Consider the following 21,638-nt stretch of genomic DNA (forward strand, 5'->3'; position numbering starts at 1 on the left):
ATCTAAATGGTTTTAGAATGCGACATAGTGTTAAAAGATTGGTTATCTATTTGATCATCTTAGCACTAAATAGAAGTAAGACCTTTCATTAAGAACAGTAAATTACTTTTAAATCAGTCCAATAGTGACTTTATTTCTATATCGGGTACATACTTAGATAAATGGTTCAAACGTATCATCTTGTTATGACCCTATGGCTAAACTTGGTACGTAGCTAGCTTGAGTCGTATAGAGCTTTTTCAAAGGTTTCTTAGTAGCAAGTAGGATCAATTATGTATTCAGATAAATCACCATTGCAGATACGTCAGATGATTCGTAGAGGAGAATTTCAAGATAACACCTCCGGAGTTGCGGCGGGGTTTGTACAAGGTAATTTGGTTATTTTGCCTAAAGATTATGCCGGTGATTTTTTACAGTTTTGTCAGTTAAATCCTAAGCCTTGTCCCCTGATTGGTATGTCTGAAAGACCGGGTGAATTTATGTTGCCGAGTCTAGGGGAAGATCTAAATATCTGTACTGATATTCCTAAATATCGAGTCTATCGGGATGGTGAGTTAATCGAAGAACTGCCAGATGTATCTGAATTGTGGCGAGATGATCTGGTCACCTTTGTTCTAGGTTGCTCCTTTTCATTCGAAGAAGCGCTATTGGCGGATGGTTTAGAGATCCGAAATATCACTGAAGGGGTTAACGTCCCAATGTATCGAACCAATATCCCCTGTAAGTCCGCAGGCTGTTTTAGTGGTGATACGGTTGTCAGTATGCGACCAATGAAGGCGGCAGATGCGATACGAGCTATTCAAATCTGTAGCCGTTTCCCTTCGGTCCATGGCGCGCCTCTACATTTGGGTGATCCTACAGAGATCGGTATTAATGATATTCACAACCCTGATTTTGGCGATGCGGTCACAATTAAAAAGGGCGAGCTGCCCGTTTTTTGGGCCTGTGGGGTAACGCCGCAAGTTGCAATAGAACAGGCCAAACCCTCGTTCTGTATTACTCACAGCCCAGGCCATATGATCGTGACAGACCTACCCAATAGCCGCCTTGCCATCTTCTGATCAAGGTGTGATTGAAGGTTTTGATTTAAGGAATACTGAATGAGTTTAAAGCTAAATTGTGATCTAGGTGAAAGCTTCGGTTCATGGAAAATGGGACTAGATGAAGCGGTGATGCCGCATATTGATCAGGCAAACATCGCTTGTGGTTTTCATGCCGGTGATCCGTTGGTTATGCAGAAAACATTGGCACTCGCCAAACAAAACGGCGTCATGATTGGTGCGCACCCGGGATATCCTGATCTTGTTGGCTTTGGTCGACGTAGTCTAAAAGTGAGCTCTGATGAACTGACATCGATGCTGCTTTATCAGATCTCTGCATTAGATGGGATGGCAGCCAGTGTAGGACTAGAGCTTACTTATGTTAAACCTCATGGTGCGATGTATAACGATATGATGGCGGATACTTCAATTCGCCAAGATGTGATGCGTGCTATAGCGGCTTACCACAAACCATTAAGGTTGATGTTGCAAAGTACTCCACAGGCGGAACAACATCGGGAAGAAGCGAAGCAGATAGGTATCGAACTGTGGTTTGAGATATTTGCTGATCGTTGCTACGCCGATGATGGCAAGCTTTTGTCACGTTCACTTCCAGGCGCAGTTCATAGCAAAGAGAAAATGTTGGCTCAAGTACGCCAGCTCAAAGAGATTGGCACCGTCACAACCGTAAATGGCCATCAACTTAAACTGCAGGCCGATACGTTGTGTGTACATGGGGATAATATGGAGGGCGTTAATGCAATCCAAGAGATCCGAGAGTTAATCCAGTCATGAGAATAGAAGTAGCAGGGGAAAATGCGCTGATCATCTATTTTGGTGATAAAGCCAGCCCAGAAACCTCTGCCAAAGTGCAGCAGGCTGTTTCTGTCTTAGAGATAGAGTTGGCCGGTAAGCTAGTCGATCTCGTCCCTTCCTATGCGTCTTTGTTAGTGATCTACGATCTGTTTAGCTGTGATCATCTGGAAATAAAAAAACACCTCCGTGAGTTACTCTCTCAGCTCGATCAAGCTGAACAGCAGGTGGGAGATCTAGTTTTTTTACCTGTTTATTACAGTCCGGAATCGGGCCCTGACCTAGAGATGTTGGCTCAAAATGCGAATTTGGATGTGGATGAAGTTATTAAGATTCATAGCCAACAAGAGTACAGAGTTTATGCCATAGGTTTTGCCCCAGGATTTGCCTATTTAGGAGAGGTCGATCCTAGAATCGCTGCGCCGCGTTTATCCACACCCAGACAAAAAGTACCTAAAGGTGCGGTAGCCATTGCTGATCGGCAGACCGCCGTGTATCCAGCTGAATCTCCAGGTGGCTGGAATTTGATAGGTTTGTGTCCAACTGAAATGTTTACGCCGGATAAAAAACCGAATATGCCGGTTAAGGTTGGGGATAGAGTGACGTTTAAGCCAATTACCCGAGACGAATATCTCGCGTTAGGCGGACAGTTATGAGTGACACGGGTTTTAAAGTATTGCAGCCGGGCCTGTTAACACTTATTCAAGATGCAGGCCGTTTTGGTCACCATCGTATTGGTTTAACGACCGGTGGGCCTCTAGATGCGCAGGCCTTTAAATGGGCTAATCGTTTATTAGGCAATGACCTAAATAGCTCTCTACTAGAAGTCAGTATTGGCGGATTGGTGTTGGAATCCCATGTTGATACTTACATGGTTGTGACCGGAGCAGATATCCCGTTTAAGGTTAATGGGCTAGAAAGAGAGTGTTGGCATGCCCAGAAAATCCAGCAAGGGGATCGGATCGAGTTAGGCTTCGCAACTAAAGGTGCGAGAGCTTATTTAGCGGTGAGTGGCGGGTTTCAGATAGAGCATAATTTCTCCAGTAGCGCGACCGTTATGAGAGAAGGTGTCGGCGGTATAGATGGCGGCAAGCTTCAACAAGATGATTTTCTATACTGTACAGAAGTAAACGAGGCTAAAGCCTATCGTCTAGCGGAGCATCATCGACCACAATACGATGAATATGCCTGCTTGCGGGTTATCTGCGGTTATCAACAGCATCTTTTTAGCGAACACGATAAGCGCATATTTTTTAGTAGCGAGTATGAAGTTACTGATCGTGCCGACCGAATGGGTTATCGATTATCAGGTCCTGAAGTTAAAGCGTCGGTAGATGGGATTTTATCGGAGGGAATCTGCCATGGTGCCATACAGATCCCGGCAGACGGACAACCAATCGTTTTACTGAATGATCGACAAACCATTGGGGGCTATCCAAAGATTGGCTCTATGCTCTCATTAGATACTGCAAAAATGGCGCAAATGATGCCCGGTGCCAAAGTCTCGTTTGAGCAGATAACGATTGATGATGCGCACAATATTCAATCATTAACGCAGAAAAAATTTGAACGAACCGAGCCAGATAAAGTGAATTAGCGATCCACAAGTATCAGTTGTATAGGTGCCGTTATGCCACATGAAACCACGATAAGTAAGCAGATCGAAGATCTATTGGTTGCTAGAAATTTGCGTGGCATGCAAACGATCCAGCCCGAGTTGGAATCTGGCTATTACCTGCGTGCAGCTCAAATGCTTAATCGATGCAGAGGGCATGTATTGATTGGAACGGGCTTCCCCGTTGTGGATACTTTTGAAACGGATGGGCCGGTAGGTGCGATCGCGCTGTATAAAGTGTTAGAAGTAATTGGCGCAACACCCGTTATAGTATGTGGTCCACCGGTATCTCAGGCGCTGATGCCTGATTATAGAGTTCATGAAATTCGTGTGGGCGAGCATAAAGAGCGGACACTGGAAGCTTTCCAAGCGTTGTATCAATACAACCCCGAAGCTGTGATCTCTATTGAGCGTCCAGGTCAGGCTGAAGATGGCCGCTATTACAATATGCGCGGTGAGAACATCAGCGCTCGTACTGCCTGTTTTGATACTTTTATCCTGAATGCTAAATGTCCAACCATAGGTATTGGTGATGGTGGTAATGAAATAGGTATGGGTAATGTCAAAGATGCGCTTCAAAATCTCGATATAAAGGCATCTGTTACCGAAGTGGATGAGCTACTGATTACAGATGTATCTAATTGGGGAGCCTACGGCATAATTGCTTTTCTAAGTTTTTGGAACCATCGAGATTTCTTTGCCGATATACAGCCCTTGGAAATACTTCGCTATCTTTCCAAATTAGGCAGCGTCGACGGTGTGACAAGAGAAAATGAGTTAACTGAAGACGGTTTGCCGGCATCCGAAGGTCAAAGCGTGATCAATGATTTAAGGCAGATTATTGGTTTGGTAAAAGAATAAGTGGAGGATATCTCTATGAGCATTGCATACCTTAATGGTGATTTCCTACCGTTGTCAGAAGCACGTATCTCGCCCTTAGACCGCGGTTTCCTCTTCGGTGATGGTATCTACGAAGTGATACCTTACTATCAGGGACAATCGGTTGGTTTAGATTTACATATCCAACGTATGTTAAATGGCTTGGCAGAGATCGAAATTGATTGCTCGCTCACCGCTGAACAATGGCGTAATTTACTGAATGATCTGATCGATAAAAACAATGATCAAGCCGATAACTTAGGGGTATACGTGCATGTTTCCCGAGGTACGGACGATAAGCGCTACCATGCATATCCTGCAGGTGTAGAGCCGACCATATTTGCATACACTTTCGCGATCAAAGACCCAGAACCGGTCGATCGAGAAAAAGTAACTCAATACAGTTTGGTTAGTACAGAAGATTTAAGGTGGCAACGCTGCCATATTAAATCGACGGCCCTGTTGGGAAACGTAATCCACTTTCAACAAGGCTACTCTGCTGGTAGCGATGAAACGCTACTGTATAACGCAGATCATCAGCTTACTGAAGGTAGTGCGTGTAACGTTTTCATCGTCAAAGATGGTGTTGTACTGACGCCTAAGTTAGATAATCAGATCCTGCCGGGGATTACTCGCCGGATTATTGTTGATAGCTTAAAAGCAGATGGAACAATTCCCGTTGAGGAGCGAACTATTACGATGGATGAGGTGCGTTCTGCGGATGAATTATGGATCACCAGCTCTTCTAAAGAGATCGCTCCGGTTACACAACTTGATGGACAGCCTGTAGGCAATGGTAAAGTAGGTGGAATCTGGGAAAAGGCATTTGCTATTTATACCGCAGCAAAATTTTCATATTGATACGTAATCAATCTTTCAAAGGTTATTTAAATGTCTCTGATTAAAAAAATCAGCGAGTTGTTCACAGCAAATAAAACAGAACCAGAAACAACGAGCAGTTGTACCGAGGTGGAATACAACGGCTATATCATAAAGCCTATGCCGATATCAGAAGATGCGGGGTATCGAGTCAATGGTGTGATCGAAAAGGCCGAGCAGTCTCATCGCTTTATCCGTGCAGATGTTTTGATGGATGAAACTCAATGCGCGGATGAAATGGTGCGTAAAGCAAAGTGTATGATCGATCAGCAGGGCGATAGCATCTTTTAATACTACTCAGTTTGTGCAGTTCGAGGGGTAATTAGTCTCTAGGCGAGTTTAATTGATTGCCCCTGATCTCAGCTCCACAAAGTCATTAACAGTCGGTATCATAATTTGTAATTTACACTGATTGTTTTAGGTAAGGATGCATGGCAAATATTGTAGTCGCATGGGAGTTGGGCGCGGGCTTAGGACATTTATCGCGTTTAGCTGTTTTGATTAATCGCTTAGATGCTCTTGGTCACAACTTGACTCTTGTATTGAATGACCCTTCTAATTTAGATGCGTTTGATTTGCCTGAATCCCTTTTGATTTTGCCTGCTCCTAGTTTTAAAACTCTGCCATCGAAAAAGCAACCAACTGTGTCATTACCCTGCATATTGCAAAATCGAGGTTTCCAAGGCCCAAAGGTTCTTAGGGGAATAGTAAGAAGTTGGCATGGCATATTCAAAGTAACTCAACCTGATTTACTCATTTTCGATTATGCTCCGAGCGCTATGTTAGCTGCCCGAAACTTGGCTTGTCCTAAGGTAATTATTGGTAGTGGATTTTCAGAGCTCGTACCTGGATCTCCATGTTCTGTGATGCGAACAGACCTAAAGGATGCAGCCAAATTAACCAAATTGATGGAGAGTAGAATAGTTGGCTTAATCAACTGTATCTGTGATCAATTTGGATACCATCGGGTACAGTTTTTATCTGACCTTTATCAGTACGACCTAGCAATAATTTCAACCTTGCCTGATTTGGATCCCTATAAAAGAAATCCTGATAAGAGCCTCTATATTAATTTCGAAATTACAGAGCAAGGTGTTAATGCAATAAACTGGAAGAGCGGTAATAAAAAACGTGTCTTTGTTTACTTGACCATGGGGCACTATGGGGTAATTGAAGCACTAGACGCTTTATTGGCAGAAAATTGTGAAGTGATCTGTTACGGCATGGGGTTTCCGCCAAAAATGATTGAAACTTACAGCCGAAAAGGCATTCAGTTTAGTTTAGATCCAATCAATGCACCTGAACTATTGCCTACCGCTGACTTAGTTGTTTGTCATGCAGGAAAAGGTCTAATTACAGAAAGCTTATTTTTTGGGACCCCTTTGTTGTTACTTCCTACACATATGGAGCAAAGAATGAATGCGGAGCTAGTAAAAAGCTTAGGCTCTGGTTTAACAATAGCTGGAAATATAAATCAGCAGAACGTTAAAAAAGTGCTCTCTCGCTTATTGACCGATACCTCTTTTACGGACAGTGCAGGGAAAATAGCTAAAAAATATGAAGGCAGGGATGCACTTTCTTCGGTAGGTACCCTATTAAAGAGGATTACGTCCTTATTAAAATAAGAGAGGCTTAGAAATTTATTTAACCTCTAATGTCGCATTAAATGCCATGGAGCGCCGCTCCCCTTCGCCAATAAAGGGTTCAGCGCCATGGAGTAACCAACCTGGGAAAAGGTAAAAATCCCCCACCTCAGGCTTTACACTTAAAAGTGATTTAGAAAAACGCTGCTTATTACCTTCGATAAAATTTAGATAACCCGCTTTGCGACCCGAGATATAGTTTCTTTCTTCTTGGCTAGGGTCGATCTCTTCAGGGACTTTTAGGTACAGCACCCCTGAAATATCACCAGAATGGAAATGCACTGGGCTAGGTGTGTTTTGGTACTGGCTGACGATCCAGAACACCTCATAGGTAGCTTTATCTAATTGGCTACCTTCTGCTTCCTTAACATAATTGCCAATTAATGAGCCGACTGTTTCGGCAAGGGAAGGCACCCCACCAAAAACAATATTCTCAGGAAGCATAAATTCAGAGCTTTCCGTTTCGGAAATATGCAGATCAGCGAAACGATTAATTTTGTCTACGAGATCTAAAGGAAGTTTCGCCTTTGTGATTAGTGGCCCAAAAGGTGATAAAAGCTCGATTTTATCATTAGTTGAACTGATGGATGAATTGGCTGGATCGGCTTCATACTTTCTTAAACGGCGTGTTCTCTGTTGTTCTGTCATAAGATATTAGCCTTTTGGGAATGTTGCTACATAATATCTGTGCTAGCAGATAAATCTAGCTGTTCTACGTAGTACTACGTACGTCATCTAAGTAATCTATCTAGTACTTATGCGCATTTATCCCAATATCGGGGTATGGCATGCTGTGTAAGACTATAAGAGCTAGCATGGTTATAGTTTTAGCAGTGTTAGCTGTGGTCGTAGTTGGGGTGGACAGGAGATTGTTTCAGGTGCGACCACACTTATATGACGGTTTAAAAACGCGGATTATAGAGAGAGGATGATAATAAAAATGTTCAAAATGACTTTTCCTAAGCAGTTAATTACTGCAGCTGCATGTACTGCAGTACTGGCAACGCCAGCAATGGCTGCTGACAAGGTTTACAAACTGAAGCTGGCAGAAACTTGGCCAACTAACTTCCCTGTTTTTGGTGATGCGACTAAAAACATGGCTAAGCTAGCTGAAGAGATGTCTAACGGCCGTCTTAAAATTCAAATCGACTCTAAGAACAAGCACAAAGCACCACTAGGTGTTTTCGATATGGTTCGCTCTGGTCAGTACGATATGGGTCACTCCGCGTCTTACTACTGGAAGGGTAAAGTACCAAATACGCTTTACTTCACGACTATGCCATTTGGTATGACTGCACCTGAACAGTACGGTTGGTTCTACTACGGTGGTGGTCAGGAACTAATGGATGAGGTTTACGGCAAGTTCAACCTAATGTCCTTCCCTGGTGGTAACACAGGTAACCAGATGGGCGGTTGGTTCCAGAAAGAGATCAACTCTCTGGACGACCTAAAAGGTCTGAAAATGCGTATCCCTGGCTTCGCGGGTGAAGTACTAGCTAAGCTAGGAGCGAAACCAACTAACATTCCAGCAGGTGAGCTTTACACTGCACTTGAGCGTCGTACTATCGATGCATTGGAGTGGGTAGGTCCTTCACTTGACCTACGTATGGGTTTCCACAAGATCGCTCCTTACTACTACACTGGCTGGCATGAGCCTGCGACTGAACTTCAGTTCTTGATCAACAAGAAGAAGTTTGAGCGTCTACCAGCTGATCTGCAGCAGATCCTTAAAACAGCAATGCGTACAGCGGCGTACGATATGTACATCCAGTCTTACCACGCGTCTGCTGAAAACTGGGCAAGCATGAAAACTGAATTCCCGAACATTCAGGTTAAATCTTTCCCAGCTGAAGTAATCAGCGCAATGCGTAAAGCTAACGATGAGCTACTTGCTGAGAAAGCAGCAGCTGATCCACTAGCTAAGAAAATTCTTGAGTCTCAGTCTGCGTACATGGAAAAAGCACGTGCATGGACAGATATCTCTGACAAAGCTTACCTAAACAGCTTGTCTAAGTAATCGAGTCGTAAGAACCCCCTCGTTGGTGCTCTGGACATTGTCCCGATCCGGGGCACCAACTTCTTAATCTTCTAGGAGAAATCATGTTTCTAGTGAGACTGGAGCAGGTGATCAACAGCTTTTCAGATTTGATGGGCAAGATCTCTGCAGTTCTATTTGTAATCATGCTGTTCAATGTCTTTATCGACGTTGTAATGCGCTATGTCTTTAATGATGTCTCCATCGGGATGCAAGAATTAGAGTGGCACCTATATGCAGCAGTTTTTCTATTAGGTGTGTCTTACACGCTACGGGTCGGTGGCCACGTACGTGTTGACCTGATCTACGAACGTTTATCAGGCAAAACCAAAGCAATGATCGATATGTTGGGTTGTGTATTTCTGCTCTTCCCGTTCTGTGCCCTAGTTGGTTGGTATGGTATCGATTTTGCGCGTGAATCATTTGAATTAGGTGAGACCTCGGGCGATCCGGGTGGTCTTCCTTATCGTTGGATTATCAAATCCGTTATCCCTTTTGCTTTCTTTGCCATGTTAATTAGCGGTATCGGTTTGTTCCTTAAATCTTTAAACATCTTCTTGGGCAATACCAAAGAAGATCATTACCAACCACCACAGCACTAAGGGGCGTTTAGTAATGATTGGTATTATTATGTTTGTTGTGGCGCTGTTGATGCTGCTTGTCGGCTTCCCAGTTGCCTTTACCTTTGGTGGTGTAGCGTTGTTCTTCGGTGTATTTGCTGAAGGCGCTGAAATGTTTGCTTTCATGCCGTTCCGTATTCAGAGCATTATGGAAAACACGGTATTGATGGCGGTTCCTCTATTTATTTTCATGGGTATCGTTTTACAGAAAACTCAGTTGGCTGAGCAGTTGCTTGAGTCCATGGGTAAACTGTTTGGCGGTGTTCGCGGCGGTTTGGCAATCTCTACTGTATTGGTAGGTGCGTTGCTGGCGGCTTCTACCGGTGTAGTAGGTGCATCTGTGGTAGCAATGGGTTTGATCTCGCTACCGGTAATGTTGAAGTACAAATACGACAAGTCACTTGCCTGCGGTACGATCTGTGCGTCGGGTACGCTAGGTCAGATTATTCCACCATCGATCATCCTAATTATCTTGGGTGATGTTCTAGGTATCCCTGTAGGTGACCTATTTAAAGCAGCGGTAGGCCCAGGTCTAATGTTGATCGGTATCTACGTTGTTTATATCCTAATCTACAGCTTTGTTAAGCCTGAAGCGGCGCCAGCACTGCCTCTAGACGACGATGTTGATTCTAAGCGCGAGCAGTACATAAAAGCGCTTAAAGCGATCATTCCACCACTAGCACTGATCTTGATTGTGTTGGGTTCTATCTTCGCAGGTATTGCGACACCAACAGAATCTTCTGCACTAGGTGGCGTAGGTGCAATCGTATTGGCGGCTATGTACCGTCAGTTCAGCTGGAAAATGGTTCTAGAATCTGCAACTGAAACGGTAAAAGTTACCGCGATGGTATTTGCGATCCTGTTGGGTGCGACAGCCTTCTCTATGGCGTTCACTTACACCGGTGGTGACTACATTGTTGAGGAAGTTCTATCTGATTTACCAGGCGGTGCTCAGGGCTTCTTGATCCTATCTATGCTTGCGATTTTGATCCTAGGTTTCTTTATCGACTTCGTAGAGATCAGTTTCATCATCGTACCGATCTTGGCACCGGTTGCTGATGCACTAGGTATAGCGCCGGTATGGTTTGCGATCCTAATCGCGATGAACCTACAAACAAGTTTCTTAACTCCGCCATTTGGCTTCAGTCTGTTCTACCTCAAAGGTGTTGCACCGCCGAGCGTACAGACAATGGATATCTATAAAGGTGTAATGCCTTTCATCCTAATGCAGGTAGCGGTTGTTATCTCAATCCTAGTATTCCCAGGATTCTATGGTTTGGCGTAAGACGGTTGAGTGGCCGTTATCACTCTTCTCTCTGGGCGGGCCACCGCCCAATTAATGGTTCATTCCCATTTGCCCCGTTTATCGGGGCGCTTTTTTGTCTGGGGTTAGCTGTTTTATACAAGTAAACCGCTAACTTCTGACAGCGCTTTGCAAAGCCCTTGTTGCGTAATTAGCTCGGCTTGGGCTTTATCCTCTACCAAGATAGATCCCGCAAAGGCTAGAGCATTTAGTGAAATACCTTCAAAGGATTCCTGCTTACGTGGCACGACCATCATCCACTCATGAGTGAGTAGAAGATTGTGTGGTGGCACGGTTTTATCACCTGAACTTTCTAGAGAGAGTGTCGTGCGCAATCGATCATACAAATGCTGTAATTGAGTTGCTGAATCTTCAGGCGTGTCCCCGTCGAAGAGATCATTTGGCAAAGCTAAGGCGGCATGTTCGAAGGGAAGGGAATCTAACTTCCTTGGTACTTCATCATGTAGTTCCTCAAACTGTGGACTAAAGGGGATCAGATCAGCTGAATTTTCATCTAACTGGATTAACTGTAGATGTTTGTGAGGTTGGCTAGCACCGGCTTCGGCTGAACTATTATAAAAAGCGAGCGCCGGGCCTTGGGTTAAGCATTGATATAAGGCGCTAAAATCATCGAGCGAAAGCAGAATGTTTTGCTGTACAAAGTGATTGGTTACTAACAGCAGGTGCTGCTCTAAGACGTTAAACTTGTTCAGTAGTAACTTATGATTATCACCCACAGGACCAACATAAAGACTCGGTTCGTGGGGAAGAAAAGGGTCATTATTTGATGTCGCTGAGTTGGCTTTGGCCTTCTCTTTTAAGCTGGATAATTGCCTTAGTTGGAAGTGTAGCTCGCCTTCTTGAACCTTATGTGATGAGGTTGTCAGGCTCTTTAACTCGCCGCGGCGAGATGCCGATGTGTAAAGTACTTCAGCCTTTGACCATAGTGAGAAATCCATGGAGTGTTATACCCCGCATCCTTTATACTGGAACCTTAACTATCAGCCGAAATGATCAGGAAAGCTAGTACCAATGAAACGGGTTACAGCCTCTTTAAAAACCAAAATCCTACTGCTTTCCATTTTGCCACTCGTGATGGTGACTGTGGCTGTTACCATGATCAGCTTGACCCAAGCCAAGCATCTCTCTGAGCAAGAGATTCACACCTTCGAAGAAAACTTACTGCGCTCTAAACGCCAAGAACTACAAAACTACGTAGAGCTGGCGATGAACTCAATTGAGCATATAGTCAAAGATGCTCAGCCGGGGGATACAGTTGCTGAAGAAAAAGTTAAAAACATTCTCGATGGCCTGACCTACGGCGAAGATGGCTACTTCTTTGTCTATGACCGTCAGGGCGTTAACTTGGTCCATCCGATTCAACATGAATTGATCGGTCAAAACCTGATGGATCTTAAAGATGAAAACGGCAAGATGGTGATCCGTGATCTCATCGAAGTGGCGAAAAAAGGCGGTGGTTTTTACCGCTATGTGTGGAAAAAGCCTTCCAAGGGTGATCTGGAAGATAAGCTCAGTTATGTGGTCGAGATCCCCAAGTTTAACTGGATGATGGGCACCGGTTTATATATCGACGATATTGCCAAAGAGGTTGCCTCAATCCGGCTTAAAGTAACCCGTAATATTCGTAATACCTTCTTTACCGTCGTAGTGATTTTGGCAGGAACGATCATCGTAATTGCTTTGGTGGGTATCGCAATCAACATGCATGCTTCCCAGCTTGCCGATAAACGTTTACGTGAACTTGCCCACAGTTACGTGCAGTTCCAAGTGAGCCAACGTCGTAACTTTGCCCGAGAACTCCACGATGGCATTAACCAGCTAATGGTATCGGTTAAGTTCAGGTTGGAGCTTGCGAGAGATAAGTTACTCAAACAGGATGAATCGGCCGCCAATGACTTAAATAAAGGTTGCGACGTCCTGAATATGGCGATCCAAGAAGTACGACGTATCTCCCATGACCTGCGCCCAATACAGCTTGATGATCTAGGCTTAGAGTCTGCACTGCACAGTATGATCGCAGAGTTCTCTGAGCGTACCGGCATACAGACCAATATCCGTTTAGAGCTGCCTGAACAACGACTGCCAGATGATATCGAAATTACTATGTACCGAATCGCCCAAGAAGCGCTGACCAATATCGAAAAACATGCAGAGGCTACTCAAGTAGGGCTGCGCATTTGGTCGCGAGAAGGGTATATTTGGGTCGAAGTAACGGACGATGGCAAAGGGTTCTCTCCAGGGAAGACAGCTTCAGGCATCGGTTTACTAAATATGCGAGAACGTACCGAACTGTTAAGTGGTCGTTTTGGTGTGAAAAGTAAAATAGGGGCAGGTACGCGGATTCGTGCAGGGTTTACAATTCTTTAACTTGAATACAGTGGATAATATGAAAATACGTGTCGTGTTAGTAGATGATCATCCATTAGTGTTAGATGGCATTAGTGCACGTTTAGAAGGTGAAGAATCACTTGAAGTCGTGGGTATGGCTAATGATGGCAAGCAGGCACTTAAGCTTGCTGCCGAAGTGAAGCCAGACGTCGTGCTTATGGATGTCTCCATGCCTGTGATGAATGGTTTTGAAGCAACCGAACGATTCCGTGAAGAACAACCTGACATCAAAGTGCTGATCCTTAGCATGCACGATGATCGTGAATATATCGTTAAACTGATCAAATGCGGCGCTGCTGGTTATGTTTTGAAAGATGTCTCTTCAGAAGAGCTTATCTCAGCTATCGAAACCATCTACCGAGGCGGTACTTACTTTAGCTCCGGCGCATCACAAGCATTGTTCAGCCAGTTTGAACAAGCGGTACCTGTCGCAGTTGAAGAGGAACAAGAGCCATTAACGGGCCGCGAGAAAGATGTACTTAAGCTGGTGGCTGAAGGCAACAGTAACAAAGAGATCGCACGCGAGTTAGATATCTCTGTTCGCACCGTAGAAACCCACCGCCAAAATATCAAAAACAAACTGGATATCCATACCGCAGCGGGCCTAACTCGATATGCAATCGAGAGTAATCTGGTAGATTAATACAGCTGAAAATAACTTAATCAATGTTGTTGTATAGCACGATCTCTGGACTGATTTCGTGCTTTAAATTGCTATAACCCGATCCCATCAATACATGGCATAAACCATGCTTAATGAAAATGCTATGTAATATGTCTACGTGATCGGATGCAGTTTCACGTCAAAGGAATGAGTGATGTTTTTAAAAGCAAATGAAGAACGCTTCCTCTTTAATGTGCAAGGCGGTAGCGAATTCTCGCTGGTACGACTCTCTGGAGTGGAGCAGGTATCCCAAGTATTCAGTATTGAAATTGAGCTGGTTTCTAAGCAAACAGATATAGAAATCGATCAAATTGTAGGGAAGGCTGCTTGCGTTACTTTGCTGGATCAAACCGGAGATGAAAACGAACAAACGCGTTATATCAACGGTATTGTCGCCAGTGCGGTAATTGGCGAAGAAGGCGTTCGACAAAGCAGTTACCGTGTCACTTTAGTGCCGAAAATTTGGTTATTAAAACATCGACTCGATAATCGGATCTTTCAGTTTTTAACGACACGCGACATCATTACTCACTTGCTTAGTGAGCATAACTTCTCTTCAGACGAATTCCGTTTTGACCTCACAAGGCCAGCTAGTGCCCGTGAATACTGTGTTCAATACGCAGAGTCAGATCTCAATTTTATAGAGCGGTTGCTTGAGGAAGAGGGGATTCATTACTACTTCGAACACTCAGCTGATAAACACACAATCGTATTCAGCGATTCTTCTGCCTCTTCACCCTATATCAGTGGTGAGGCTGAAATACCATATTTTCATCATGCCCAAGGGGCTATCTCAGAGCAGCACATATTCCGCTTTCAATATGCAGAATCGATCCGTCCAGGCAAAGTATCCTTACGTGATTTTAACTTTACCAAACCGAATTTAGACCTTACTGAAACAGCCTCACACCAGCAGGATACCGCCCTAGAAATCTACGATTATCCTGCAAACTTTATGGAATCTGGCAGAGGCTCACATCTAACTGATGCCCGTTTAGATTCTGCTAATCGAAAGCGTAAGACGGTTGAAGCCGAAAGTGACGTTAATCGCTGTTCGCCGGGCTTTAGTTTTACCGTTCTAGATCATGAGCGTAGCGAATTAAATTCTGAGTATTTTATTTCTCGTATTGAGCATGTTTGTTCTCAGCCGCAGGTGTTGGAAACAGGTGCTACGACCGAAGGTTCTAAATACAGCAATAAACTTAATCTTGTCTCTATGGATACGCCTTACCGCCCTAAAGTTGACCTTAATAAACGGCCGGTGATTCAAGGAGCGCAAACGGCAACGGTGACAGGGCCTGAAGGCGAAGAGATCTATACCGACGAGCATGGTCGGGTAAAAGTACAGTTCCATTGGGACCGAATGGGTGAATATGATGAAAACACCTCCTGTTGGCTTCGTGTTAGTCAAAACAGTGCAGGCGGGGCTTTCGGCAGCATGTTTCTTCCTCGCATTGGCGATGAAGTAATTGTTGATTTCCTAGAGGGAAATCCAGACAGGCCCATCATCACAGGCAGGGTTTATCACGGCCATAATATGCCACCTTATGCTCTGCCTGAGCACAAAACCCGCTCAACAATTAAGACCCTCTCCAGCAAAGGTGGCGGTGGCTACAACGAAATCCGTTTTGAAGATAAAAAAGGTGAAGAAGAGGTCTTTATCAGAGCAGAGAAAGACCTAGATCAACGTACTCTAGATACCCATAAACAATGGGTTGGCCACGAGCATCAACAGCTGGTGGAACATAACGAATATAGAGAGTTTTACAACGAGGAACACGCGCTAACCAAAGGCGATTACCATCGTGAAGTTAAAACCAACTACAACCATACCATTACGCCTGACTATCATGCCCAAATTGGAAAAAGCGGCTTTCAGCATGCAGTGAATGAGAGCAACTGGAAAGCTGGGCAAAAGATCATTTTCGAAGCCGGTACCGAAATACTTATAAAAGCAGGTGGCAGCACAATCACGATTAATCCTGCTGGGGTAAAAGTGAATGGCGCCGCGATAAACCTAAACGGTGGAGGCGGCGGTGGTAGTGCCGCTGCAGCAGCACCAGTAGCACCAGAACCACCGTTAGAAGCCGATTTAGATCAAGCGGGATATGTGACTGAGGGTAAAGCGGCTGCTGAACCTTGGATACCAGCACCGACGCTTAAACGGATGGCCTTAGTTGATCAGCCAGCAATCGGATTATGTATGAAAGACGGCGGGTCTATTGCGACTTGCCCGCGTTCGGATTGTCCATGTAAGGGGTTAGCATGATCCCTATCTACGATGATGCTTTGTACTGCCTGATACTGGATCATAACCGTTTTCACGATAATCCATTGGCACTTATCTTCCAAAATGAAGAGCTTCCAGATGTAGCCAGATTATTTGACGGCACGATTCTAGAAAGCGTCGCAGAAGAAGGGCCTTGGTGCGTATTTTTTAAATCTGATTCCGAGCTGTTCTATAACGAAGTTATTCAGCAACAGTGGGAACAGAATGTGTACTGGCAAGCGGGTTCCTCATTGGTAATAGGCTCACCAAACCAGCCGAAAGAAGAACTGTTGAGTTGGGTGCAAAGCAGGGCGCTTGCTCAATCTCCATTGGGTAACGCAATGGTATTTCGTTTTTATTCTCCGGCGCTTTTAGATTCGTTGGAACAGGAGCTTACAGAAAACGAACTCACCCGTTTTATCAGTGGCATCTCAGAGGTGATCTGGGCGAAAGGAAGCTTTAGAAACCACGACGAAATAACCCCTGAAGCAATTCAGACGGCCTATCAGCTACCAGAACAGTTTTACAAAGGATTAATGGAATAATCATGGCAACAATCAGCACTTATCAAGAAGTTCAGCAGTTATGTACTGACGTGCTTTGTAAACACTATGGCGTTACAGAATCAACTATAAGCAACTTAAGCTGTTACCAAATTAGTCAAGCAAATGAGCTGTTTGCAGGTAACCTAATTGGTCAGCCTGTTTCTGAAGAAGAATTAAAATCACCAGACGTTTCTATCGAAAGAGTGGATATACCTCGGCCGCAGAAAAATGAAAAAGAGGTGTGTAAACCGAGAGAATATGTTGACCTGCTATATGTGCCATCAATGCCTAAATCTGGGAAGCAGGCTTGGTTTCTGCTTACACAAGAAGGAGCTCTAAAGGTTAAGGAAGAAATCAGTTATATGGACGCCCTTCAAGAAAAAATGGTGGGGATATATAGCTCGATCAAGGTCGAAGGCGAGTCTGGCGGGCCATCGAATGGCACTACGGAAAATCATAGCGCCTCAACCAAACAGAAAAAAGATGATGTACTGAAGGAGATGGGGAAGTATGGAATCCTTTCAAAATTTCTTCATAAGCCTCACGAATTCTTTTTAAAAGATGAATTACAGTTACAACGCTATAGAGCGTTAATGCTCTTCAAACAGGTTGTGGTCGCAAAACCAGAAAAGGTGTCTGGCCTGCTAATCTCAGAAAAATCAGTAGACGGTATTGCGAGTGAATTCCAACAAGAATACAAAAATGCCATAGAAAACTCTAAGTTTTGGCATACATGTATTGGGATACTAACCCTAACTACCGATCTATGGAGGCTGCCTAAGTTCATCGAAAGAACCTTTTCTGAAAGTTATACAGAAATTGAGCTAAAACAATTTCGTGAGGATGCTATTGATGACTTATTGGAAGAGCTTAATACCGAAATAAAAAAATTAGAGAAAATAGCTGAAAAGGCGGCCGCACAGAAAAATACTGATGATGGCACTCCCCATGTGTACTTTAAGAAAAAAGGCTCAGAGGGTACTAATGGTTATTTTACAAGTGAACACGAAGAGGTTGTGTACTCAAATCTAACCGTAGTTGATAAAACTCGAGGTCTATATAAATTACGACGTAAAAATATACTTGGAAGTGATTTAGATGACCTTGCTGAAAGCCTAAAAAAGTGGCAAGAAAAAGCCGATTTTATTGCTAATATTGAAAATTTTAACCACTGGAAGTTTAACTCCTCAGATCTAAGTTCAATAACAGAAAGATTAAATCACGCACCTCTTTACATGCTAAACAGTCGAGGCATCGTTTTAATTGAACAATGCCTCAGCGACTCTGATTTGGTTGGTTGCAGCTATACAGGTGTAGATTACGATGATGATCTGTTAACGGATAAAGAGGTTGCAACCTTACTGAGCAATGCAGGGGCTTCTCCGAGGGAACTCTATGATGAGTCACAGCACAAAGTAAGCTGGTCTTATTTTCCGGCAGTCGCCATGCTGGCGCGTGTTAATCAGACTCTAGCCGATAAAACGAAAACGACTAAAAACCTACTCCAAGTTACCGGGCTCCCCGGGCTGATGTTTCAACCACTATTGACGTTAAAACGAATTGTTGAAGATCGTATAAAAGTTCTCCAGGAAAAGGCAAGGACCAATGCCAAGGAGAATAAAACCGTTCGTTTGTATTTCAAAGGGAAAAAGGCATATCAGTTAATTGTTGATGAAAAAAAGTGGGAACCCAAAAATAAAACAAAGGAGCTTTTTGCTAAAACGGGTAAATCAGAGTACCAAATTGTTGAGTGCTATTTAGCGAGTAACGAAGGAAGAATGAGTTTTGTTCGTGGACCAAGCTGGATGGTTCCGGATGGAGTTGTACATAAAATTGATCATTGTGGCCATTTGTATGAACTTTCTCAGCAATTGAGTAGAGCAGAACCGCTAAACAGCGTTGGAAATATAGAGGGAGATCCTAGTAGCCTACTTAATGTAATGAAGGGTTTGAAAGATGAATTTGCCAAGAATGGATCAACAAACATTGGAACCATAAATTTCGGTAAAGTTGATCTCTCGAAAATGGATGTCGCATTGAGTAAAGGAGTTTACAAATGGAAAAAAGGAGCCACCGAGGTAGGTCCAGCTTACTCTGGAGCCGCGCAGTACCAGTTTATGCGTTTTAGTAGTGCTGCAACTATAGGGGCAAAAGCAGATCTGCTAGAGGCTGAAAAAACAGGGAAGGTGACCATTGGTGAATACGGAGCAAAACTAGAACTGAATATTCTCCAAGGTAGTTACACACTAAATGCACAATTACCTTGTAGGTTAGGTAAAGCTTTTCTTATCCCATACATCGTTAAAGTACCTAAACCTTTAAAAATTAAGCAAGCGGCTTTGGTCGCTGCAGGTAAAGACGAGGTAGCTCGATTATTTAATGCCGGAAATCTCCGAATGGATCTTTCAACAACCCTATACGGAATGCTGGGTGCTTCAATAGCGTTAGGTGCTAAAACAGAGTTTGGCATGCTAGATGAAGGCGGCATTGGGGTAAGGGGCACTTCAAGTACAATGGAAGGCTTCAATGACTGGCAACCAGAAACGCCATATATTGAAGGTGTAGGAGAAAAATTAGAAGGAAAGGCCGCAGATTTATCGGCTTCAGTTAACGCATTTGCGGGAGTTGAAATTGGTGGAAAACTAAATGCTGAATTAAAGTGGGAGCCTCCACAGCTACCAACGACACATAAGCCCTTAATCCAGGCGGATGGAAACGAAAAAGTTACAAATAAAGATGGTTTTCTGACATTAGCAAAGTTTTCAGCTGAAGCTGCTGTCGCGTTTGGTGCTGCCGGTTCTGCAATAATTAAATTCTCCTTAAGTGGTGGCCGTTTAATCGTCTTATTCGCTGCAAAGTTAGCTATGGGGCCTGGTGTTGGCGGGAAATTTGCTTTTGAGATTCATCATTCAGTAGTGAATGAATTTTTTGATCTGATCCTGAAAATAATGAATCAGGAGGGTTTTAGACGGATCTCTATATTTGATGAAAGTAAGGTCGAAGGTACAGATAAAACTAACTATGAATTTTTTAATACTCTTTTGACTGCGCAATTGATGACAGGTCTACATATGGCGGATCTGCTGTTGCTTCCGTTTGAAGCACTGGGTAAGTATACAGAGGCATCGAGTCGAAGAGAGTTAGCGCCAAGCATGGCTCAATTTATTCTTTCAAGAGACGGGAAGGAAGCTGAGCATGTAAAAAAATGGGTTACTAATCTTCCTCCTGAAACTATTGCTTTATTATTTGAGATGCTTGCGGAGCGACAAATATACAATGCATTTGAAATTTTAGGTGATGTTCTTAGTGAAGGTGCTGACAATGAAGATGAATATAATGAGAACAATCAAAATCAAGCCAAATCAATTATCAAAGTGATGGAGCTAATCGCTAGTAATAAATATATACCGTATGAGGATACTAAGGTTAGTAACCTACCTGCTCGGGTTTTTTCTAAAGCGGTAACTAGGATGGGTTTTAAATACTATGAGGTACCCACAAAAAAAGAAGAGCAATGGTTGGCGTTTTTAAATAATTGGTTATCTTTGTATAGATTTACGCAGAAATATCTAAGTGCTAACGAGTTTGAGGTCTTTGTTGCATCATCACGTAAGCTTTGTATTGGCTACGAAGTAGCGCTGCTTCGCCATAAGCAAAGTAGTCAGGTCAAAGTGAAATGCTGTTATATCGGGGACTGCCAAAGTAAAGAAGAGATGGACGATCGCCGTGAGCTAGCAGGTTATAACGATAAAGAATTCCAAATTTTTAAAACAGGAAGTGTATGCGATATTTTCAATTAATATTACTTTGTTTATTTGTAAATCAGGTTTCAGCGGCTCCTTATATTGAAAGAGATGATCCTCTCTTTGAATTGGTATCCAAATTAAGGACTGAGAAAAGCCGGTCTACGTTAAAAGAATTAGCTGATAATGGTAATGCTGATGCTGCATATTGGTATGCTGCATCTATCGGTAGAAAAAACATTATTGAACACGCTAAATCGTATGACTATTTTAAGCAGGCAGCTGATGAGGGTAATCCTTATGCCATGCTAAGAATAAGCGGTAAAGTTGGTCGACCTAAATATGATTGCAAGATAATAGGTTGGCCATGTGATAGTGAGTGGAAAGATAAAGGAATTGAGAAACTCATCGAGTTAAAAGAGCAAGGCGATATCAAAGCTTATTATTATTATAATAAATATTCAGGAACCATTTTCTATAAGCTAAACCCCTTTACTGATTACATGAGCGAAGAAGAAATGGTTATTTATGCTGCTAAACGTGATTATTATACCCCTCTGATTAGCTACATTAGTCATCGAACTAAAAAGCCTGAAGAAGTTGACGATGAAATAATTGCAGTATTAGATAAGGCTGCGTCAAAAGGCTTTAGTCCTGCTCTTTATTATAGAGGGGACTCCTTTAATCGAGGGCTCACGTATGAACAGAGAATTCAGCTATTACAAAAAGCTGCGCACAACGGTTATGTTCCTTCGTATAGCGCTATAAGTTATTTGGCCAGAAAAAAAAATAATGATTACATAACGGCATATACGTATCTATATTTGGAATATCTGGTGACAGGGAATAAACCAAGCTTTATTAATAATTCTCCTCAAGGTTTATATCAATTTCAAAGCCTAAGTGAACATGAGATTAAGAAAGGAAAAGAAAAGGCTGAAGAGCTTTCTAAAAAAGTTGAACCTGAGATATTCTTTGATGAAGGCGACTTTTTCTCAACAACAGGAATGACTAAATATAGATAAAAAATAATTGGGCTCAAAGTAAGTTTAATTTGGTTTGATTTAGCACAAGGATGTGACGGTTAGTTATGGAAAGGAAAAGCCGTTTTTCTCAAGTGGGAGTACCACGCCATGTTTATAAACGCGGTAATACCCAAAAATTAAAAGAATACTAATTAG

General features: G+C 43.2%; 19 protein-coding genes. 17 read left to right on the forward strand and 2 right to left on the reverse strand.

Going from position 1 to position 21,638, the window contains the following annotated elements:
* The first annotated feature begins 272 nt into the window (after positions 1 to 272).
* The 8 genes from ACMXYX_RS04575 to ACMXYX_RS04610 all read left to right on the forward strand — a co-directional run bounded on the left by ACMXYX_RS04575 (position 273) and on the right by ACMXYX_RS04610 (position 6,851).
* Positions 273 to 1,061: a putative hydro-lyase gene (locus ACMXYX_RS04575; protein ID WP_415906541.1), complete on the forward strand. Its 789-nt coding sequence runs from the start codon at positions 273 to 275 to the stop codon at positions 1,059 to 1,061.
* A 39-nt stretch (positions 1,062 to 1,100) separates the two neighbouring features.
* Positions 1,101 to 1,835 (forward strand): 5-oxoprolinase subunit PxpA, encoded by a 735-nt coding sequence (locus ACMXYX_RS04580; protein WP_415897728.1) that lies wholly within the window; start codon positions 1,101 to 1,103, stop codon positions 1,833 to 1,835.
* Positions 1,832 to 2,509: a 5-oxoprolinase subunit PxpB gene (gene pxpB, locus ACMXYX_RS04585; RefSeq protein WP_415897729.1), complete on the forward strand. Its 678-nt coding sequence runs from the start codon at positions 1,832 to 1,834 to the stop codon at positions 2,507 to 2,509. Before ACMXYX_RS04580 ends, pxpB begins: the two co-directional genes overlap by 4 nt.
* Positions 2,506 to 3,450, forward strand: coding sequence for a biotin-dependent carboxyltransferase family protein (locus ACMXYX_RS04590; RefSeq protein WP_415897730.1), 945 nt, complete (start codon positions 2,506 to 2,508; stop codon positions 3,448 to 3,450). Before pxpB ends, ACMXYX_RS04590 begins: the two co-directional genes overlap by 4 nt.
* A 33-nt stretch (positions 3,451 to 3,483) precedes the next feature.
* Entirely contained in the window at positions 3,484 to 4,329 is an 846-nt protein-coding gene (locus tag ACMXYX_RS04595) for a DUF4392 domain-containing protein (protein ID WP_415897731.1), read from the forward strand.
* A gap of 15 nt (positions 4,330 to 4,344) precedes the next feature.
* Positions 4,345 to 5,208 (forward strand): aminotransferase class IV, encoded by an 864-nt coding sequence (locus tag ACMXYX_RS04600; protein WP_415897732.1) that lies wholly within the window; start codon positions 4,345 to 4,347, stop codon positions 5,206 to 5,208.
* A gap of 30 nt (positions 5,209 to 5,238) precedes the next feature.
* The gene (locus tag ACMXYX_RS04605) at positions 5,239 to 5,517 is read left to right on the forward strand and encodes an HlyU family transcriptional regulator (protein ID WP_415897733.1); all 279 of its coding nucleotides are present in this window, start codon (positions 5,239 to 5,241) and stop codon (positions 5,515 to 5,517) included.
* A 140-nt stretch (positions 5,518 to 5,657) separates the two neighbouring features.
* Positions 5,658 to 6,851 (forward strand): glycosyltransferase, encoded by a 1,194-nt coding sequence (locus ACMXYX_RS04610; protein ID WP_415897734.1) that lies wholly within the window; start codon positions 5,658 to 5,660, stop codon positions 6,849 to 6,851.
* Positions 6,852 to 6,866: 15 nt separating this feature from the next.
* On the opposite strand, the gene ACMXYX_RS04615 is transcribed toward ACMXYX_RS04610, so the two are convergent.
* Positions 6,867 to 7,517, reverse strand: coding sequence for a putative 2OG-Fe(II) oxygenase (locus tag ACMXYX_RS04615; protein ID WP_415897735.1), 651 nt, complete (start codon positions 7,515 to 7,517; stop codon positions 6,867 to 6,869).
* A gap of 292 nt (positions 7,518 to 7,809) precedes the next feature.
* Here ACMXYX_RS04615 and ACMXYX_RS04620 point away from each other — a divergent pair, with 292 nt between their 5' ends.
* From ACMXYX_RS04620 to ACMXYX_RS04630, 3 genes are all read left to right on the forward strand, one after another.
* Positions 7,810 to 8,886: a TRAP transporter substrate-binding protein gene (locus ACMXYX_RS04620; RefSeq protein ID WP_415897736.1), complete on the forward strand. Its 1,077-nt coding sequence runs from the start codon at positions 7,810 to 7,812 to the stop codon at positions 8,884 to 8,886.
* Between the two features lie 83 nt (positions 8,887 to 8,969).
* Positions 8,970 to 9,506 (forward strand): TRAP transporter small permease subunit, encoded by a 537-nt coding sequence (locus ACMXYX_RS04625; RefSeq protein ID WP_415883834.1) that lies wholly within the window; start codon positions 8,970 to 8,972, stop codon positions 9,504 to 9,506.
* 13 nt (positions 9,507 to 9,519) lie between these two features.
* Complete coding sequence (locus tag ACMXYX_RS04630) at positions 9,520 to 10,809, forward strand: TRAP transporter large permease (protein ID WP_415897737.1); 1,290 nt, start codon at positions 9,520 to 9,522, stop codon at positions 10,807 to 10,809.
* A gap of 113 nt (positions 10,810 to 10,922) precedes the next feature.
* Here ACMXYX_RS04630 and ACMXYX_RS04635 read toward each other — a convergent pair whose 3' ends face one another.
* Complete coding sequence (locus ACMXYX_RS04635; protein WP_415897738.1) at positions 10,923 to 11,786, reverse strand: DUF4922 domain-containing protein; 864 nt, start codon at positions 11,784 to 11,786, stop codon at positions 10,923 to 10,925.
* Positions 11,787 to 11,859: 73 nt separating this feature from the next.
* On the opposite strand from ACMXYX_RS04635, the gene ACMXYX_RS04640 reads away from it, so the two are divergent.
* The 6 genes from ACMXYX_RS04640 (at position 11,860) to ACMXYX_RS04665 (ending at position 21,482) form a co-directional block, all read left to right on the forward strand.
* Positions 11,860 to 13,215: a cache domain-containing protein gene (locus tag ACMXYX_RS04640; RefSeq protein WP_415906542.1), complete on the forward strand. Its 1,356-nt coding sequence runs from the start codon at positions 11,860 to 11,862 to the stop codon at positions 13,213 to 13,215.
* 19 nt (positions 13,216 to 13,234) lie between these two features.
* Positions 13,235 to 13,879, forward strand: a complete 645-nt coding sequence (locus tag ACMXYX_RS04645) for a response regulator (RefSeq protein ID WP_415894918.1) — start codon at positions 13,235 to 13,237, stop codon at positions 13,877 to 13,879.
* A 175-nt stretch (positions 13,880 to 14,054) separates the two neighbouring features.
* Positions 14,055 to 16,169 carry a type VI secretion system Vgr family protein gene (locus ACMXYX_RS04650; RefSeq protein WP_415897740.1) on the forward strand — a complete coding sequence of 705 codons (2,115 nt, stop codon included), beginning with the start codon at positions 14,055 to 14,057 and terminating at the stop codon, positions 16,167 to 16,169.
* Complete coding sequence (locus ACMXYX_RS04655; RefSeq protein ID WP_415906543.1) at positions 16,166 to 16,714, forward strand: DUF4123 domain-containing protein; 549 nt, start codon at positions 16,166 to 16,168, stop codon at positions 16,712 to 16,714. Before ACMXYX_RS04650 ends, ACMXYX_RS04655 begins: the two co-directional genes overlap by 4 nt.
* 2 nt (positions 16,715 to 16,716) lie before the next feature.
* Positions 16,717 to 20,514, forward strand: a complete 3,798-nt coding sequence (locus ACMXYX_RS04660; RefSeq protein ID WP_415906544.1) for a hypothetical protein — start codon at positions 16,717 to 16,719, stop codon at positions 20,512 to 20,514.
* Positions 20,496 to 21,482 carry a hypothetical protein gene (locus ACMXYX_RS04665; protein WP_415906545.1) on the forward strand — a complete coding sequence of 329 codons (987 nt, stop codon included), beginning with the start codon at positions 20,496 to 20,498 and terminating at the stop codon, positions 21,480 to 21,482. The genes ACMXYX_RS04660 and ACMXYX_RS04665 overlap by 19 nt, the downstream gene beginning before the upstream one ends.
* The last annotated feature ends 156 nt before the right edge of the window (positions 21,483 to 21,638 follow it).

Origin of the sequence: Neptuniibacter sp. QD72_48 (assembly GCF_047778065.1) — a bacterium.
GTDB lineage: Bacteria > Pseudomonadota > Gammaproteobacteria > Pseudomonadales > Balneatricaceae > Neptuniibacter.